The organism is Microbacterium sp. VKM Ac-2923 (assembly GCF_022815605.1).
Lineage (GTDB): Bacteria > Actinomycetota > Actinomycetes > Actinomycetales > Microbacteriaceae > Microbacterium.
On the sequence record NZ_JALGRP010000004.1, the window covers coordinates 137,272 to 153,451 of the forward strand.

19 protein-coding genes and 2 tRNA genes are annotated in these 16,180 nt (G+C 70.1%); 10 read left to right on the forward strand and 11 right to left on the reverse strand.

Annotated elements, in window-relative coordinates; translation table 11 throughout:
• Positions 1–45 precede the first annotated feature (45 nt).
• The 6 genes from MT347_RS08465 to MT347_RS08490 form a co-directional block, all read right to left on the reverse strand.
• Complete coding sequence (locus tag MT347_RS08465; RefSeq protein WP_243500060.1) at positions 46–1,206, reverse strand: cystathionine gamma-synthase; 1,161 nt, start codon at positions 1,204–1,206, stop codon at positions 46–48.
• A complete protein-coding gene (locus MT347_RS08470; RefSeq protein WP_243500062.1) occupies positions 1,203–2,207 on the reverse strand; it encodes a pyridoxal-phosphate dependent enzyme in 1,005 nt (334 codons plus the stop codon). The genes MT347_RS08465 and MT347_RS08470 overlap by 4 nt, the downstream gene beginning before the upstream one ends.
• A 124-nt stretch (positions 2,208–2,331) precedes the next feature.
• Positions 2,332–3,180 (reverse strand): SDR family oxidoreductase, encoded by an 849-nt coding sequence (locus MT347_RS08475; protein ID WP_243500064.1) that lies wholly within the window; start codon positions 3,178–3,180, stop codon positions 2,332–2,334.
• 71 nt (positions 3,181–3,251) lie between these two features.
• Complete coding sequence (locus MT347_RS08480; RefSeq protein ID WP_243500066.1) at positions 3,252–3,572, reverse strand: hypothetical protein; 321 nt, start codon at positions 3,570–3,572, stop codon at positions 3,252–3,254.
• Entirely contained in the window at positions 3,569–4,141 is a 573-nt protein-coding gene (locus MT347_RS08485; RefSeq protein WP_243500068.1) for an Asp23/Gls24 family envelope stress response protein, read from the reverse strand. Before MT347_RS08485 ends, MT347_RS08480 begins: the two co-directional genes overlap by 4 nt.
• Positions 4,142–4,146: 5 nt before the next feature.
• Positions 4,147–4,689, reverse strand: a complete 543-nt coding sequence (locus tag MT347_RS08490) for an RNA polymerase sigma factor (protein ID WP_243500070.1) — start codon at positions 4,687–4,689, stop codon at positions 4,147–4,149.
• Between the two features lie 121 nt (positions 4,690–4,810).
• Between MT347_RS08490 and MT347_RS18145 the strand changes: the two genes are divergently transcribed.
• The 8 genes from MT347_RS18145 (at position 4,811) to MT347_RS08525 (ending at position 10,522) form a co-directional block, all read left to right on the forward strand.
• A complete protein-coding gene (locus tag MT347_RS18145; RefSeq protein ID WP_279391167.1) occupies positions 4,811–4,933 on the forward strand; it encodes a hypothetical protein in 123 nt (40 codons plus the stop codon).
• A gap of 96 nt (positions 4,934–5,029) precedes the next feature.
• Positions 5,030–5,872 (forward strand): NAD(P)-dependent oxidoreductase, encoded by an 843-nt coding sequence (locus tag MT347_RS08495; RefSeq protein ID WP_243500072.1) that lies wholly within the window; start codon positions 5,030–5,032, stop codon positions 5,870–5,872.
• Positions 5,869–6,126, forward strand: a complete 258-nt coding sequence (locus MT347_RS08500) for a hypothetical protein (RefSeq protein WP_243500074.1) — start codon at positions 5,869–5,871, stop codon at positions 6,124–6,126. The genes MT347_RS08495 and MT347_RS08500 overlap by 4 nt, the downstream gene beginning before the upstream one ends.
• Positions 6,127–6,201: 75 nt before the next feature.
• Positions 6,202–7,605, forward strand: coding sequence for an NAD(P)/FAD-dependent oxidoreductase (locus MT347_RS08505; protein WP_243500077.1), 1,404 nt, complete (start codon positions 6,202–6,204; stop codon positions 7,603–7,605).
• A 12-nt stretch (positions 7,606–7,617) separates the two neighbouring features.
• The gene (locus tag MT347_RS08510; RefSeq protein WP_243500078.1) at positions 7,618–8,241 is read left to right on the forward strand and encodes a TetR/AcrR family transcriptional regulator; all 624 of its coding nucleotides are present in this window, start codon (positions 7,618–7,620) and stop codon (positions 8,239–8,241) included.
• 412 nt (positions 8,242–8,653) lie between these two features.
• Entirely contained in the window at positions 8,654–9,169 is a 516-nt protein-coding gene (locus tag MT347_RS08515; protein WP_243500081.1) for an RNA polymerase sigma factor, read from the forward strand.
• Positions 9,156–10,148: a hypothetical protein gene (locus tag MT347_RS08520; RefSeq protein WP_243500083.1), complete on the forward strand. Its 993-nt coding sequence runs from the start codon at positions 9,156–9,158 to the stop codon at positions 10,146–10,148. Before MT347_RS08515 ends, MT347_RS08520 begins: the two co-directional genes overlap by 14 nt.
• Positions 10,145–10,522, forward strand: coding sequence for a hypothetical protein (locus MT347_RS08525; protein ID WP_243500085.1), 378 nt, complete (start codon positions 10,145–10,147; stop codon positions 10,520–10,522). Before MT347_RS08520 ends, MT347_RS08525 begins: the two co-directional genes overlap by 4 nt.
• Before the next feature lie 42 nt (positions 10,523–10,564).
• On the opposite strand, the gene MT347_RS08530 is transcribed toward MT347_RS08525, so the two are convergent.
• Entirely contained in the window at positions 10,565–11,497 is a 933-nt protein-coding gene (locus MT347_RS08530) for an aldo/keto reductase (RefSeq protein WP_243500087.1), read from the reverse strand.
• Between the two features lie 80 nt (positions 11,498–11,577).
• Here MT347_RS08530 and MT347_RS08535 point away from each other — a divergent pair, with 80 nt between their 5' ends.
• Positions 11,578–11,769: a zf-TFIIB domain-containing protein gene (locus tag MT347_RS08535; RefSeq protein WP_243500089.1), complete on the forward strand. Its 192-nt coding sequence runs from the start codon at positions 11,578–11,580 to the stop codon at positions 11,767–11,769.
• A gap of 68 nt (positions 11,770–11,837) precedes the next feature.
• On the opposite strand, the gene MT347_RS08540 is transcribed toward MT347_RS08535, so the two are convergent.
• The 4 genes from MT347_RS08540 to MT347_RS08555 all read right to left on the reverse strand — a co-directional run bounded on the left by MT347_RS08540 (position 11,838) and on the right by MT347_RS08555 (position 14,522).
• Positions 11,838–11,911 (reverse strand) — tRNA-Met (locus tag MT347_RS08540).
• Between the two features lie 35 nt (positions 11,912–11,946).
• Positions 11,947–12,018, reverse strand: a tRNA-Thr gene (locus MT347_RS08545).
• 66 nt (positions 12,019–12,084) lie between these two features.
• On the reverse strand, positions 12,085–13,473 hold the full coding sequence (locus MT347_RS08550; protein WP_243500091.1) for a M23 family metallopeptidase: 1,389 nt from the start codon (positions 13,471–13,473) through the stop codon (positions 12,085–12,087).
• Positions 13,474–13,724: 251 nt separating this feature from the next.
• Positions 13,725–14,522 (reverse strand): inositol monophosphatase family protein, encoded by a 798-nt coding sequence (locus MT347_RS08555; RefSeq protein ID WP_243500093.1) that lies wholly within the window; start codon positions 14,520–14,522, stop codon positions 13,725–13,727.
• Between the two features lie 62 nt (positions 14,523–14,584).
• Here MT347_RS08555 and MT347_RS08560 point away from each other — a divergent pair, with 62 nt between their 5' ends.
• Positions 14,585–16,168: an NAD(P)/FAD-dependent oxidoreductase gene (locus MT347_RS08560; protein ID WP_243500095.1), complete on the forward strand. Its 1,584-nt coding sequence runs from the start codon at positions 14,585–14,587 to the stop codon at positions 16,166–16,168.
• Positions 16,169–16,180: the final 12 nt, after the last annotated feature.

Here is a 16,180-nt window from a genome sequence, read left to right on the forward strand (position 1 = left end):
AATCGCGTTTCCGCGTGGATGCCACGGACTCCGCGAAGCCGTAGGTCAGAGGGACGCGAGCGCCTGATCGACGTCGGCGACGAGGTCCTCCACCGACTCGATGCCCACCGAGAGTCGGACGATCGTGTCGGGGACCGCGAGCTCGGTTCCGCGCACGGAGGCGTGGGTCATGGCATCCGGATAGTTCACCAGGGACTCCACTCCGCCCAGCGATTCCGCGAGGGTGAACAGACGCGTCGACTCCGCGAAGCGGCGGGCCGTGGCACCGTCCGCGAGCGCGAGCGAGACGATGCCGCCGAAACCGCTCATCTGCGACGCGGCCAGCTCGTGGCCGGGGTGCGTCGGCAGGCCCGGGTAGTACACGGTCGCCACCCGATCATGACCGGCGAGGTGCTCGGCCACGGCCTGCGCGTTCGAGCTGTGCCGCTGCATCCGCACCGCGAGCGTCTTGATGCCGCGCGTGGTGAGGTAGGCGTCGAAGGGGCCCGACACGGCGCCGGCGGCGAACTGCAGGAACTGCGTCTTGTCGGCGAGGTCGGCGTCGGCGAAGGCGAGCGCTCCTCCCACGACGTCGCTGTGACCGCCGAGGTACTTCGTCGCCGAGTGCACGACGACGTCGGCGCCGAGGTCGAGCGGGCGCTGCAGCGCGGGCGACGCGAAGGTGTTGTCGACGACGACGAGGGCACCGGCCGCGTGGCCCAGGCGCGCGAGGCCCGCGATATCGGTGATGCGCAGCATGGGGTTGCTGGGCGTCTCGACCCAGACCATCTTCGGCGCGCGCTCCTCGATGGCCGCGGCCACGGCATCCAGATCGCTCATGTCGACCACGCGCAGCTTCACGCCCCACGGACCCAGTACTCGCGCGAGTAGACGGTAGGTGCCGCCGTACACGTCGTTGCCGAGCAGCACCTCGTCGCCGGGCACGAGGGCCGCGCGCAGCAGGGCGTCTTCGCCGGCCAGGCCCGAGGCGAACGACAGCGCCCGGACACCGCCCTCGAGTGCGGCGATCTGCACCTCGAGCGCGGTGCGCGTGGGGTTGCCGCTGCGGCCGTACTCGTAGCCCCCGCGGAGGCCTCCGATGCCGTCCTGCACGAACGTGGTGGAGACGTGGATGGGGGGGATGACCGCGCCCGTCGCCTCATCGGGGGTCTGACCCGCGTGGACGGCGAGGCTGTCGAAGCCGCGGGCGGCGTCGTGGGTGCTCATGCGGAGTGCTCCTCGGGAGTGGGGGGAAGAAGGGATGCCACGGGTGCAACGTCGTAGCCGCGCGCGATCATCCAGTCGTCGTCGAAGATCTTGCTGAGATATCCCCGGCCGTGGTCGGGCAGTACCACGACCACCACCGCCTCCGCGGGGAGATCGCGGGCGACGCGGAGGGCGGCGACGACGGCCATTCCGCTGGAACCCCCGACGAGCAGGCCCTCCTCGCGAGCGAGACGCCGCGTCATGGCGAAGGACTCGGCATCCGAGACGCGCTCGTAACCGTCGACGAGCGACGGGTCGAACGCCGCGGGCCAGAAGTCTTCGCCCACGCCCTCGACGTCGTAGCCGTGCACGTCGTCGCCCGAGTAGATCGAGCCGACCGGGTCGGCCCCCACGATGCGCACGCTGCCGCCCGCGACCTCGCGCAGATAGCGTCCGGTGCCGGTGATCGTTCCGCCCGTGCCGACGCCCGCGACGAAGTGGGTCAGCCGACCGTCGGTGTCGCGCCAGATCTCTGGGCCCGTCGTCTCGTAGTGACTGCGCGGACCGTTGGGGTTGGCGTACTGGTTGGGCTTGAACGCACCCGGGATCTCGCGGACGAGCCGGTCGCTCACGCTGTAGTAGGAGTCCGGATCGTCGGGCTCGACATTCGTGGGCGTCACCACGACCTCGGCGCCGTAGGCCCGGAGGACCGCGCGCTTGTCTTCGGCGACCTTGTCGGGAACCACGAAAACGCACCGGTACCCGCGCTGCTGGGCGATGAGGGCGAGGCCGACGCCGGTGTTACCGCTGGTCGGCTCCACGATCACTCCGCCGGGCGCCAGCTGACCGTCGCGCTCGGCGGCGTCGAGGATGTTGGCGGCGATACGGTCTTTCGACGAACCGCCGGGGTTGAAGTACTCGATCTTCGCCAGCACGGTGGCGGCGATGCCCTCGGTCACCCGAGTCAGGCGGACGAGGGGGGTGTTGCCGACGAGGTCGGCGACGCTCTGGGCGTAACGCACGATGGATTCCTGGGGATGTGGCGCCGGAGGGCGCGGCTGACGGGGTCGTCGAGAGAACGCGGGAGCGTTCAGCGACAACAGCGACAGGTCAGCACGCGGCCAGCATACCCTCCCCCGCCGATCGTCACGACACGGCGCCGAGGAACTCCTCGAAAACCTGCGCCTTCCGGCCCGTCACGCGCTCGACGTCGTCGGACACGGCGGCGAGGTCGCCGCTGGCGATGGCGGTGTAGGTGCTGACCCAGGCGTCGACCTGCCAGCGCGGGGCGCCGAAGGCGGCGCGCGAGGCGTAGGCGTCGTCGATGCTCTCGTCGACGAAACGCACGGGGTGACCGCGGACGGCGGAGATCTTCTGCGCCACCTCGGTCATCGTCAGGGCCTCGGGACCCGTCAAGTCGTACGCGGTGTCGGCGTGCGCGCCGGGGTCCCGCAGCACCGAGACCGCGGTGGCCGCGACATCGGCACGGGAGACGAGGGAGCACCGCCCGTGGCCGGCAGGACCTCGGATGACGCCGTCGTCACCGGCGAAGAGCTCCATCATGTCCATGTAGAAGTTGTCGCGCAGGAACGTCCACCGCATGCCCGACGCACCGATGATCTCCTCGGTCGCGGCGTGGTCGCGCCCGAGCGTGAAGACGGCGTCGGGGGCCGCCGCGAGGAACGAGGTGTAGACGATGGAACGGACACCGGCGGCCGCGGCAGCCTCCACGAACGTCCGGTGATGCTCGACCCGGTCGGCGGTCTCGGACGCCGACACCATGAAGAGCGTCTCCACCCCCTGCAAAGCCGTGCGGGCGGCATCCGCGTCGGAGTACCCCGCCACGTGCACGTCGACGCCCTCGAGCGACGGCGCGCGCGACGCGTCGCGAACCAGAAGACGCTGAGGGATGCCGCGGGCGGCGAGGTCGCGCGCGACGCGTCCTCCTACGGCGCCGGTGGATCCGGTGACGGCGATGAGGGGCGGCGTGGTCATACGACCTCCGAGAGCGAGCGGGCGGTGCTCCCAGCGTAAGCCGCCGTGGGTGTCGAGGGCCGTGAAGCGACTCAGGAAGCGGGGACCACCAGACGCGCCACGCGCACGCGAACGGACGACGGCATGCCGTCGTCCCCCGCTCCTCGGGCGGCGGCGGCGACGGCCGATGCCACGGTCGCCGCGTCCTCATCCTGCGAGACCCCGATGCACACGGTGATGGCGCGAGCACCCGCCGCCTCCTCGACGGAGGCCAGCGAACCCTCGACTTCGGCCACGTGCTCGATCGCGCGGGCGACGACCGGACGCGCGGAGTAGCTCTCTCGCACGCCCTCGACCGCGGTCACGGCGAGATCGATGCGCGGCGCCAGTTCGGCGGCGGTGATCGGGGTCATCGGTCTTCTCCCTCGTCCGTGTGCACGTCGCCCACGGTGACATCGACTCGACCCACTCTGAGGTCGCCATGGCGCTCGATGGCGGTGCGGATGCCGTCGCGCATCTCGTCGACAGCGGCCGTCATCGCGCGGCCGAAGCGCACGCTCACCGTTACGCGGACGTCGAGCGGGGCCTCCGGTTCGGACTGGTTCAGGTGCACGCGGCCGACCAGCACTCCCGACACGCCGTCGCCGACGGTGCGGATCAACTCGTACAGCGCCCCTTCGGTCACGACGATCTCGGTACCGTCCGCGGCGCGGGCGAGGGGGATGTCGCGGCCCGCACGGAACTCGCGCATGACCTGCCGCATGATGCTGTCGTACCAGGATTCGGCGAGGGGCTCGGATGCCTGCTCCTCGACGATCTCGCGAGACAGACGGCCCATTCGTTCCATGGACGCGAGGACGGCTTGGCACTCAGCGTTGCGCTCGATCGCGGGGATGCGGGGGGTGCGCCCCCGATCGAGGTAGGCCGAGAGCTCCTCGAGGGAGTACCCCGAGCCGCCGATGTCGTCGATGTCGTCACTCATTCCGGTCACCTCCACTCCTGCATGCGTTCCAACACGGTCTTTCGGGCACGGGCGAGACGGCCTCGCACGGTCGCGGCGGTCTCGCCGACTTCGACGGCGATCTCGTCGTAACTGTGCCCGCCGACCTCGCGAAGCACCCAGACGACGCGCAACTCCTCGGGCAGATCACCGAGGACCTTCTTCAGCGCGTCCATCTGCGACGATGCCACAACGGCGCGCTCCGGGTCGTCTTTCGCCGAGACCATCTGCTCGTCGATCTGCTCCGAGATCTTGCGCGATCGCATCCGGTCGGTCACCTTGCGCGACACGATCGTGGTGAGCCAGCTGCGCACCTTCTCGGGATCGGTCAGGTCGGGCAGTCGCCGCCACGCGGTGATGAGGGCCTCCTGAACGCAGTCGTCCGCATCGGCGCGCGACCCGGTCAATCGCGTCGCGAAGGCGACGAGGAAGGGCGCGTGCCTGCGCACCAGCACCCCGAAGGCGAGTTGGTCACCGTCGGCCGCCCGCGACGCGAGGAACGCGTCTGTGGCGGAAGACAAAGAGGGCATCGCGGTTCCTGTCAGCAATTTTCCAGCCTCGATCCGTGACGTTTCACGGATCCGGCTCGTCCCCATAGCGAAACACCCCGGGTCGTCCGGGGGCTCGGACCTTGACGGACGGACCCTTCGCATGGCACGGACCGGCTCGACCCTCGTCGGCGCCCGCGACGACGGCGGAGACACCGTCATCGTCGACGCCGTCGTCGCCCAGGGCCCCGACGACGACGAGCAGGAGGAGGCGTACAACCGCTGACCGCCCTGTGCGGCTCGGCGGTCTCGACGTCAACCCGCGGCCGACTGTCGGTGCCCGGCACTATCTTCGACACCACCTCCAACCCGAAGGACCCCTATGCGTATCGCCCTCACCGGCTCTTCCGGCAAGCTCGGCACCGTCGTCGCGCACGAACTGCGTGCCGCCGGACACGACGTCATCGGCCTCGACATCCACGGTGAGCGGGGGCCCGGCTTCGTCCAGGTCGACCTCACCGACTACGGCCAGGTGATCGACGCCCTCGCCGGAGTGAACGACCAGCACACGGGCTTCGACGCCGTCGTACACCTCGGCGCGATCCCCGCACCCGGCATCCGCTCCGACATCGCCACGTTCCACAACAACATGACGAGCACGTTCAACGTGTTCTGGGCCGCCGTGCGCCTCGGCATCCGCAGAATCGTCTACGCCTCCAGCGAGACGGTCCTGGGCCTGCCGTTCGACGTGCCGCCGCCCTACATCCCCGTCGACGAGGAGTACGCCCCGCGGCCCGAGTCGGTCTATTCGCTGGTGAAGACGCTCGAGGAGCGACTGGCGACCGAGCTGGTGAGGTGGCATCCCGACCTGGCGATCACCGCGCTCCGGTTCTCCAACGTCATGGTTCCCGAGGACTACGCCGAGTTCCCCTTCGACGCCGACGCGCGCACCCGCAAGTGGAACCTGTGGGGCTACATCGACGCGCGGGACGGCGCGCAGTCGATCGAGCGCGCGCTCGATGCCGCACCGACGGGGTTCGACACGTTCATCATCGCCGCCGCCGATACGGTCATGACGCGTCCGAACGCCGAGCTCGTCGCCGAGGTGTTCCCTGGCGTCGAGACACGCGGCGATCTGGGCGAGAACACGACGCTGCTGTCGATCGACAAGGCGCGGCGCCTCCTCGGCTTCGACCCGCAGCACTCATGGCGCGATCACAAATGACCGACGACGACCAGCCCGTCATCCCTCTCCCCACGGCCCACGAGAAAGAAGTGAGCTTCCTGGCCCGCAGCGGAGCGGTTGTGACGCTCCGGCTGATCGACACCGGCCGCTACGAGCTCAAGCTCGACACCCGGGGCGACTACACCGCCGTGCTCCTGCACGACGGCACGACGTTCGAGTTGCATCCCGCTCCGGGGGTCCACGCCCTCGGCGGTACGGGGCTGACGGCGACCGACATCTACGAAGGGTTCTGACCCGCGGCGCAAGCCCTGCGCCCCCGTCGTCGGGACGGGTTTGACTGGGATCACCGATCGAACGGGAGAACCATCGTGAGCGACGCCGACAGCTACGACATCGCCGTGATCGGCGCGGGACCGGCCGGAACCGCGGCTGCCCTGAGGGCCGCGGAGCTCGGCGCCTCCGTCGTCGTGCTCGAAGCCGGTCGGGTCGGCGGCACCTGCGTCAACACCGGGTGCGTCCCCACGCGCGTCCTCGCGAAGGCCGCCCGTCTCATGAGGGAGACGCGCTCGGCCGACGACTACGGGATCGTCGTCGACGAACCCCGCGTCGACTGGCCGGCCGTGGTGAGCCGCGTACATGAACGGGTGGATGCCGTGCGCTCCATCAAGCGCGAGGCCGAGCGTTTCGCCGAAGCCGGCATCGAGCTCATCCACGAGGGACGCGCCCGCTTCGTCGACGATCACACCCTGCGCCTCGACAGCGGCCGCCTCGTGCGCGCCGAGTCCATCCTCGTGTGCGTGGGCGGACACTCCCGGCGCCTTCCCATCCCGGGCGCCGAGCTCGCGACCGTTCCCGAGGACGTCCTGTCCCTGACCGAACTCCCCCGCCGCGTCGCCGTCATCGGCGCGGGCAACACCGGCGCCCAACTCGTGACGGTGTTCCGTTCGTTCGGTTCCGAGGTGACACTGCTCGACGTGGCGCCGCGGGTGCTCATGGCATCCGATGCCCGGATCTCGAGTGTCATCGCCGACTCCTTCGTGGCGCACGGGGTCGACGTGCACACCGGTATCGAAACGGTCGAACGCCTCGAGGAGCGGGATGACGCGATCCGCCTGACCTGGCGCGAGAGCGGCGAGGCACGCGAGGTCGACGCGGACGTCGTCATCATGGCCACCGGGTGGCCGGCCGACGTCGAAGACCTGGGCCTCGACCGTGCCGGGATCGACGTGGAGCGCTCGGCGATCCCCGTCGACCGATACTTCCGCACGGTCGTGCCGCACATTCTCGCCGTGGGGGACGCGAACGGCCGCGACATGCTGGTGCAGGCGGCGCAGTTCGAGGGCGAGGCCGCCGCCGAGAACGCCGTGCTCGGCGCGAACCGCCGCACACCCCACCACCTGCTCCCCGCGGGCGGGTTCACCGACCCCGACTACGCCGGTGTCGGCCTCACCGAGGAGCAGGCGCGCGACCGCGACCCCTCGTGCGTCGTGGCGACGGTCAGCTTCGCCGACCTCGACCGCGCGGTGATCGACGACCGCGAGAACGGCTTCCTCATGCTCATCGCCGACCGTCGCCGGGAGCTCGTGCTCGGAGCGCACGCGGTGGGCGAGAACGCCGTCGAGGTCATCCAGTCGGTCACGACGGCGATGGCCGCGGGTATCGACGTGGCGACCCTGGCGGGCGTGCGATTCGCCTACCCGACCTACAGCGCGGTCATCGGCAACGCGGCGCGCGCGCTTCTGCGCGCCGACTCCCCCGGGCTGCTGGAGTGACACACTGACATCGTGACCGCGCCGAACCCCGCCTCGACCTCTGAGGACTCCCCCGCTCGACGAGGGCGACCAGGGTACGATCGCGACGGCATCCTCGCCGTGGCGGTGCAGGTCTTCAACGCGCAGGGCTACGACGCCACGAGCGTCTCCGACCTCGCCCGCCACCTCGGACTCGCGAAGTCGGCGCTCTACCATCACTTCGCCTCGAAAGAAGAGCTGCTCTCGGTGGCGTTGGAGACGGGTCTGGGCGGCCTCGAGGCCGTGCTCGACGATCCCCGCGCCTCGGTGGGACCGGCATCCGAGCGCCTTCGCTTCGTGCTCACCGGCGCCACGGACGTGCTCGTCGCACAACTTCCCTCGGTGACGCTGCTGTTGCGCGTGCGCGGCAACAGTCCCGTCGAGCAGGCGGCCCTCGAGCGCCGGCGCGTCTTCGACCACCGCGTGACGGACCTCGTCGCCGCGGCGCAGGCCGAGGGAGACGTGCGCGACGACGTCGACGCCGCGGTCGCCGCCCGTCTGCTGTTCGGCATGATCAACTCCGTCGTGGAGTGGTATCGCCCCGGCGGCGGCGTCGACGGCGGGCGCCTCGGCGCGGACATCGTGCGCATCGCCCTCGACGGCCTACGCACAGCCTGAGCGCGCGGCTGCGGGTCGCGGTGCCCTCCGCGGCGCGCCGTGACGCAGCGACCGAGGACGTCGTGGTCCGCGACGACGCCGAGCGACTCATCGCAACGGCCCGCATCACGAATACCGTGGTCGATCCGGACTGACGTCGGCGTCGCGGCATCAGGCATCGGTGTCGAGGATCCGAGGGGTTGCACTGCCCCCACGCAGTGCAACCCCTCACCCGCCGAGGTCAGTCCCGAACATCGGTCGGCGGGCGTGCGGGTGTCGTCTCGAAGCCGGAGAGGACACCCACCCCCATGAGAGAGGTGTCTGTCGGAATCGGATCCTTACAGCCCCTCGCAAAAAAACTCCGGTCACGTCGATGTGTAAGGATTTGCCTCGATCAAACACTGTCCTTACGAATACACGGAGACCTACACCGGTGATCAACGAGTCGGATTTCGTGGCGCTCTTCCGCGAGCACCACAACGCCGTTCTCCGATTCATCGAACGGCGCGTCTCGGATCGCGAGGCCGCCGCAGACCTCACGATGGACTGCTTCGAGATCGCCTGGCGCAAACGCGATCCCCGCGATCCGTTCGGACTGCCCTGGCTGTACCGGACCGCACGCAATCTCATTGCAAACGAATACCGACGACGTGATCGAGAGGGGGCCCTGTGGACGCATATCGAGGACCACGTGCGCACCCTGTCGAGCGAGGCGGAGCCCGCGATGACCGAGCGCCTGCTGGACGCCATTCGCGAGCTGCCCGAGCGCGAGCGCGAGATCCTCTGGCTGACGTACTGGGAGGAGCTGTCGGCCGCCGAGGTCGCGGTCGTGATCGGCACGAGCGAGGGCGCCGTGTGGACCCGGCTGAATCGTCTGCGCTCGCGACTGCGACCCCTCCTGGGCCGAGCGGCCCCGACCGGCGAGGAGGTGCGCGATGACCGACGATGAGCTCGCGCGGGCCCTGCGTCGGCTCGACCCCGCCCGTACGCCGCCCGAGGCACCGATCCCGCTCGACGCCGAACGACGTCTGCGTGAGATCGTCGGCCGCCCCGTCGCACGTCGACGTCGCCCCGTTCTCGCCTGGACGTCCGCCGCGGCTGCCGTGGTGCTCGTGCTCGCCATCGTGTCCGGGGTTCTCTGGATGCCGGCTCCTTCGGCATACGCCCTCACTCCCAAGCCCCTCGTCTACTCCGCCGTCGCCGACGGTGCCTCGGAGGTGATCGCCGACGCACAGCGGCGACTGGCCGAGTCGACGACCTCCCTCCTGCCGGAGCGCCGGTCGCTCTCGCTCGGGTGGTACTTCAGCGGCTCTCCCGATGACGCGGAGGCCACGGTCTTCCGCCGCGAGTGGGTCGACCTGCGGTGGAACGAGGACCTGTCCGGGTCGATCGTCACCACGGCGGCCGAGACGACCAACGCCGACGGCGACACCGTCCCCGCCGACGATCCGACGCCCGGCACCGTCGTCAGCGACATGCGTTTTGTGCAGAACCAGTTCTCCCCTCTCACGCGCACTCCTCCCGCCCCGACCGTCGACGCCATGCGGGCGTTGGCAGTCGCCTCGACGGGGGCGAGCGAACCGCTCACGGCCGGCGACGTGATGCTGGCGGTGCGGTCGCTGCAGAGCGAGTGGACGCTCACGGGTGCGCAGCAGTCGGCCCTGCTCGATCTCATCGGCTCCGCGCCCGGATTGCGTGTGCTGGGCACCACCCACGACCGCCTAGGTCGCCCGGTCGTCGGGCTCGGCGGCATCCTGTCGGGCGCAGCCAACGCGGACATCTCCCTGCTGATCTCGACGGAGACGGGCCGCATTGTGGGCTATGAATCAGCCCTCGTCGAGGACAACCCGAACTTGAAACTCCCCGCCGGATCGATCACCGACTACATCCTGTGGGATGTGCGCGATAGGAAGGACGCCCCGCAATGACCGCTCCCGATGACCTCCACCCCGACATCGCCGCCGCACTCGAGGAATTACCGGGCGGCATCGTCATCGACGCGAACCACGCACGCTGGCCCGAGCTCGGCATGAGCATGGACGTGCCCGGCGAGGAGGCTGTGGGCAGCTGCGCCACCGGCAACGTGTGCGCGTTCAGCGGAACGGGCCTGTCGGGCACGCGGGTGTCGTGGTCCTCGTGCGGGACGTACGCACCCGGGATGACGGTGCGTTCGATCGCGGATGCCCGTTCCACCGGCTACGCGCAGGCTCGGTCATCGTCGGGCTCTGTGCTCGCCACCGCGATCGCCGGGTCGTGGGCGAACGTGTCGGGCTCCGTCGCCGACGTGCGCTGCGTTCCCTGATCGGTCGTCTCGCCCGCGAGGGACAGGCCCGCTCGTGCCGCGTCAGCGCCACGGCCGCTCGGACCGGCGCCGCCAATAGTCCGCGGGCTCGACAGCCAGACGCTCGAGCACCGCTCGGCTGACCCCGACCACCTGCGCCCCGACGCCGCGGCGCAGGTGGTCGGTTGTCGTCGCGCCGCTCAGCACGATGTCGGCGAACGGCTGTCCGAGGGCCGCTCCGAGAGAGAACAGATCGGTGTCGATCCCGGATGCCGCCTCGTCGAGGTCAGTGCCCGCCTCCGCCCTCGCCAACTCCCCGTTGGCCAGCGCTTCTTTGATCACCACCGTCCAGCCGGCGTCGTGGGCCTCGGTCAACGCGGCGTCCGCCGAGGACTCGCGCAGGTTCCAGGTGGACTGCACCACGGAGAACGGGCTGTCGTCGAGGTGCATCGCCGCCCGCACGACGTCCGCCTGGCGGGGACCGCTCGTCGACAGCCCCACCCGCACCCCGTCGACCCGAAGACCTCGCATCCGCTCGAGCACCGCCTCGTCAGAGAGCACCGCGCTGTCGGGCGTCACCGAGTGGATGAGGAAGAAGTCGGGCGCCGACCGCAAGGCGGCGCGCGTCTCGGGCCACTGCCGGTCGAACATGGCCGCCGAGTGCTCCTTGCGTTCGTGCACGGCGGCATCCATCTTCCACTCGCCGACGTACGCGTACCCCCACTTCGAGCCGATCACGAGCTCGGAACGCCTCTCAGGATGCGCCGCGAGCCAATCGCCGAGGAACTCCTCCGCCCGGCCGTACGAGCGCGCCACGTCGACGTACCGGATGCCGAGACCCCACGCCTCGTCGAGCAACTCGTGCGCTCTGGCGCGGAGCGCCGACACCGAGCGGTCCGCGGCGGTGCCCAGATCGTCGTCGCGGTCGGTGGTGATGTACGCCGGCCGTCCCACGGCGGCCAGGCCGAAGCCCAGGCGGGCGGAAGAAGCAGGCATGATCCGACGCTAGCGGCACGTCGGGCCGCGACAATGGAGGAGGGCCGGACACTCGGCATCCCGGTACGGACGGAGGGCCTGTGGACTACGCGAACCCCTTCGCCGACGCGGCGCAGCCGATCTGCCCCGCGTGCGGCGTGACGATGCACCCGCTGCTCGACGAGGGCATCCGCGCCGACGAGTGTCGAGAGTGCGGCTTCCAGCTGGAGTGGCCGGGCACGGACCCGGCGCGGGCCGGGGACGACGACGAGCGGGACACGCGCTGGGATTGAAGCTGGCCGGGCTCGTCCGGGAAACGACGACAGCCCCGGTCGCAACCGGGGCTGATCAGGAAATTGTGTAGCGGGAGCGGGGCTTGAACCCGCGACCTCACGATTATGAGTCGTGCGCTCTCACCAACTGAGCTACCCCGCCGCGACGGCATCCGCAGTGTGAACGTGGATGCCTTGAGCCCCGAGTCAGGATTGAACTGACGACCCCTTCCTTACCATGGAAGTGCTCTACCACTGAGCTATCGGGGCGTACCCGGATCGCTCCGGGCAACTTGAAGAGGATATCAGACCGCGACACCCTCCCACCAATCGGGGTCAGCCGCCGGTGTGCTGACGCAGCCACACGATCGGGTCGATCGGGGTGGTGCCGTTCTGCAGAATCTCGACGTGCGTGTGCGCACCGAAGGAACGTCCCGTGTTGCCGGTGCGCCCGAGGAACTGGCCGACCTTCACCTGCTGCCCCTGGGTGACCTGGAGCGAGCCATACTGCATGTGACCGTAACGGCTCGAGACCAGCTGACCGTCGATCTCGTGGTCGATGAGCACCGTGACGCCGAAGGCGCCGCCTTGTTCGGTCGCGATGCGCACGGTGCCGTCGGCGATCGCCTGCACGGGCGACCCCTCGCCGGGCACGAAGTCCGCACCCTCATGCATGGTGCCGTCGCGCATGCCGAAGCCGTACGTGATGGGCACACCGACCGCGAACGGCCACTGGATGGGCGCTGTCGGGTCGTTGACGTAGAAGTTGGAAGGGTTGGTGATGCCCGAGTCGGCGGCCATCTTGGCGTACGTGGTCGCGCTGTAGCCGTCTGCGCGGTCGACGACACCCGACGCCGCTTGGGCCGGAGCCACGTACGCCTGGATGGCACCCTCGGATGCCGCGACGTCGCCACCGACGGCCAAACGGGTCGTCGCGGTTTCGGTGGCGGTGACGCTGTCGGTGCCGTTGGCCGAGGCGAGCGCGCTGACCGGCATGGTCATGCCCACCGTGAGCAGACCGACAACGCCCATGACGCCGATGGAGAACGACGTCGCCGTAAGGCGGCGAACGTTGCGACGCGAGCCGGCCGTTGCTGCGGCGGGAAGCCCCGGAACAGCGGTCTGCGCGGGAGCGACGACCGGAGCCGCCTGAACGGCGGTCTCGCCGGTGAACGCGAAGAGGCGCGCGGCGGCGACGAACTCGTCGTCAGCCGCATCCTGATCCTGCGCGGCGTCGGACGGCTCAGCGTCGGGCTGCGCGGCTTCGGGGTGCGCGGTAGGGGTCTGCGCGGAGGAGGGCTGATCGACCTCGGCGGCCGGGGCTTCAAGAGCCCGCATGGCCGGTGTCTCGGCGCTGTCGAGGATGGTCGCGCCCTGCGGACGGCGGCGCGAGCGGCGCGACGAGACGGGAAGGGTGATCGGCGAGGTCGGCAGGGTGACAGGCGTCGTCGCCACGTCGTTGGACGCGCTCTGGAGGATCACGGCGACGTCGTCGGAAGAGCGCTCATCGACCACGGTGATCTCGAGGGCATCGGATGCCTCGTCGGTCGCGGGTGCGGCATCCTTCTCGGGGAGCGTGGGATCGATCGTCGCGGCGATCACCGTCTCGAGGACGGCGGCGGCCACGTTCTCGATCAGCTCGGGCTGCGAGGCGTTCGGTGCGTCGACCGGCGCCGGATCGAGGGGCGTCGCGGCCGGCGAATCGGTGAGTCCTCGGCGGCGCATCTCGCCCCGGGTCGACCGGGATTCGAGCTCGGGGGCGGCAGCGAGGGGGCGACGGGACCGCCGGGTGGGGGCGGGCTCGATCGGGGAGGCTTCTGACGGCAACGCGAAGGGCTCTCGTGTCGTGTCGCGCAAGAGGCGACGGCTTCGGGCTGTAGGGCTTGGCCATCTCCGCAGTTTCGGGTTGCGGAAGATAACGAACTGGTAAACAGCCTACCCCGCCCATCTGGGAAAGCGATGAGCGGGCGGACGATTCACCGGTCGAAGTCGAGCAGCGGCTCCAGCTTCGCGAAGAAGTCCGCGCCCGCCGCGATGACCATGCCCTTGCCCGGCCGACCTCCGGGTGCGCCGCCGATCCGACCCCCTGCCTCCTCGACCAGCAGAGCGCCGGCAGCGTGGTCCCACGGGTGCGTCCCGCTCTCGTAGTAGGCATCGACACGGCCCGCGGCCACGGATGCGAGGTCGAGCGACGCCGCACCGATCCGCCGGACGTCGCGTGCGATCGGCATGACGCGCGACAGTTGGGCAAGGGCCGGACCGTGCGTCTCGGGGTTGTAGCCGAAGCCCGTCGCGACGAGTCCGCCGGCCTCCCCCACCTCGCTGACGGAGAGCCGCCGATCGCCCAGCCACGCCCCGCCGCCGCGCGCGGCGCGGAACAGCTCACCCGTCACGGGATTGAACACGACTCCGGCGAGCGCCGTCCACGACGCCGTCTCAGCCACACCCTCGACCGCGGCGATGCTGACCGCCCAGGCCGGGATGCCGTAGGCGTAGTTGACCGTCCCGTCGATCGGGTCGACGACCCACGTGATGCCGCTCGTGCCCTCTTCGGCTCCGGACTCCTCACCGAAGAACCCGTCATCCGGTCGTTTTCGCGCGAGCTCCGAACGGATGAAGGCCTCGACCTCGCGGTCGGCGGCGGTGACGATGTCGGCGGCGGCGGACTTGGTGGCCGCGACCGTGACCCCCTCCTGGCGGCGGCGGTGGGCGAGCGCCCCCGCCTCTCGGACGATGCGTGTGGCGATGTCGAGCAGATCCGCGGGAGAGGTCATGGCATCCACGCTAGTGCGCCACCCCTCTCGCCGAATTCGCGGCTGTGGATAGCGTGGTCGACATGACAGCTTCGGATTCTCGCCGGTACGACGTCGTCATCGTGGGAGGAGGGCACAATGCCCTCGTCGCCGCGGCCTATATCGCCCGCGCGGGGCGCCGGGTCGTGGTGATCGAGAGATCGGATGCCGTGGGTGGCGCCGCCGTATCGGAACGCCCCTGGGCGGGGGTCGACGCGCGTCTGTCGCGGTACTCGTATCTCGTCAGTCTTCTGCCCCGGAGGATCATCGACGATCTCGGCCTGCGCATCGAGCTGCGCCGGCGTCGGTACTCCTCGTACACGCCCGACCCGACGGATCCGTCGCGCGGAATCCTGGTCGACACGCACGACTCGGATGCCACGGCCGCCTCCTTCGTCCGAACCCTGGGCGACACCGGAGAAGCGGAGAGGTTCGCCGCGTTCGGCGAACGCCTGGCTCCTCTCGGGCGCGCGGTGTTCCCCACCATGACCGAGCCGCTGCCCACGGCCGACGACGTGCGCGAGCGGGTGGGCGACGACGAGCTGTGGGACGCTCTGACCTCGCGCCCTCTCGGCGACCTGTTGCGCGGCTCCCTCGACAGCGACCTCGCGCGAGGGATCGCGTTGACCGACGGACTCATCGGCACCTTCGCCTCATCCGACGACCCCTCGCTCGCGCAGAACAAGTGCTTTCTGTACCACGTGATCGGCGGTGAGACGGGCGACTGGGACGTGCCCGTCGGCGGCATGGGCGCGGTGACGGCGGAACTGGAACGGGCCGCGCGCGAGGCCGGCGCGCACATCATCACCGGGGTCGAGGTCATCTCGCTCTCGCCCGACGGCGACGTGCACACCATGACCGACCGCTCCGAGGTGTTCCACGGCGATCTGATCCTCAGCGGCGTCGGGCGCGCGGTGCTCGACCGGATGCTGGCGGCTGGAGGCTCGACGACCACCGGGGCCGAGGTCGCGGAGGGCGCGCAGGTGAAGGTCAACATGCTGCTGTCGCGGCTGCCTCGGCTGCGCGACGAGTCCGTCACTCCGGAGGCCGCCTTCTCGGGCACCTTCCATGTCAACGAGACGATGACCCAACTGGATGCCGCGCACGTCGCGGCATCCGGAGGACTCATCCCCGAGCCACTCCCCGTCGAGATCTACTGCCACTCGCTGACCGATCCCTCCATCCTCGGTGAGGAGCTGCGCGCGTCGGGCGCGCAAACGCTCACGATGTTCGGGCTGCAGGTGCCGCACCGGCTGATCGAGGACACCGACCCCGTCGCCGCCGGAGCTCGACTGCTGGCCGCGGCACAGGCCTCGCTCGACTCAGTGCTCGCCGAACCCCTGCGGGACTGCATTCACCGAGCACCGGACGGACGGCTGTGCATCGAAGCGCGCACGACGAGCGACCTGGAGAAGTCGCTCAACATGGTCGGCGGCGACATCTTCCACGGGGCCCTGTCGTGGCCGTGGCTGTCGTCCGCGGCGTCGACCCCGGCGGAGCGGTGGGGCGTGGCGACCCCGCACTCGCGCGTACTGCTGTGCGGATCGAGTGCGCAGCGCGGCGGGGCGGTCAGCGGCATCGGCGGACAGAACGCTGCGATGGCGGCGCTGGAGATTCTGGAGGGGTGAGTCTGCGGCCGC

What these genes read in the sequence shown, in the direction of transcription:
- MT347_RS08465 (WP_243500060.1), bottom strand. Translation starts at nt 1,206, where the DNA reads ATGAGCACCCACGACGCCGCCCGCGGCTTCGACAGCCTCGCCGTCCAC.
- MT347_RS08475 (WP_243500064.1), bottom strand. Translation starts at nt 3,180, where the DNA reads ATGACCACGCCGCCCCTCATCGCCGTCACCGGATCCACCGGCGCCGTA.
- MT347_RS08480 (WP_243500066.1), bottom strand. Translation starts at nt 3,572, where the DNA reads ATGACCCCGATCACCGCCGCCGAACTGGCGCCGCGCATCGATCTCGCC.
- MT347_RS08485 (WP_243500068.1), bottom strand. Translation starts at nt 4,141, where the DNA reads ATGAGTGACGACATCGACGACATCGGCGGCTCGGGGTACTCCCTCGAG.
- MT347_RS08490 (WP_243500070.1), bottom strand. Translation starts at nt 4,689, where the DNA reads ATGCCCTCTTTGTCTTCCGCCACAGACGCGTTCCTCGCGTCGCGGGCG.
- MT347_RS18145 (WP_279391167.1), top strand. Translation starts at nt 4,811, where the DNA reads ATGGCACGGACCGGCTCGACCCTCGTCGGCGCCCGCGACGACGGCGGA.
- MT347_RS08495 (WP_243500072.1), top strand. Translation starts at nt 5,030, where the DNA reads ATGCGTATCGCCCTCACCGGCTCTTCCGGCAAGCTCGGCACCGTCGTC.
- MT347_RS08500 (WP_243500074.1), top strand. Translation starts at nt 5,869, where the DNA reads ATGACCGACGACGACCAGCCCGTCATCCCTCTCCCCACGGCCCACGAG.
- MT347_RS08520 (WP_243500083.1), top strand. Translation starts at nt 9,156, where the DNA reads ATGACCGACGATGAGCTCGCGCGGGCCCTGCGTCGGCTCGACCCCGCC.
- MT347_RS08525 (WP_243500085.1), top strand. Translation starts at nt 10,145, where the DNA reads ATGACCGCTCCCGATGACCTCCACCCCGACATCGCCGCCGCACTCGAG.
- MT347_RS08530 (WP_243500087.1), bottom strand. Translation starts at nt 11,497, where the DNA reads ATGCCTGCTTCTTCCGCCCGCCTGGGCTTCGGCCTGGCCGCCGTGGGA.
- MT347_RS08550 (WP_243500091.1), bottom strand. Translation starts at nt 13,473, where the DNA reads ATGCGCCGCCGAGGACTCACCGATTCGCCGGCCGCGACGCCCCTCGAT.
- MT347_RS08555 (WP_243500093.1), bottom strand. Translation starts at nt 14,522, where the DNA reads ATGACCTCTCCCGCGGATCTGCTCGACATCGCCACACGCATCGTCCGA.
- MT347_RS08560 (WP_243500095.1), top strand. Translation starts at nt 14,585, where the DNA reads ATGACAGCTTCGGATTCTCGCCGGTACGACGTCGTCATCGTGGGAGGA.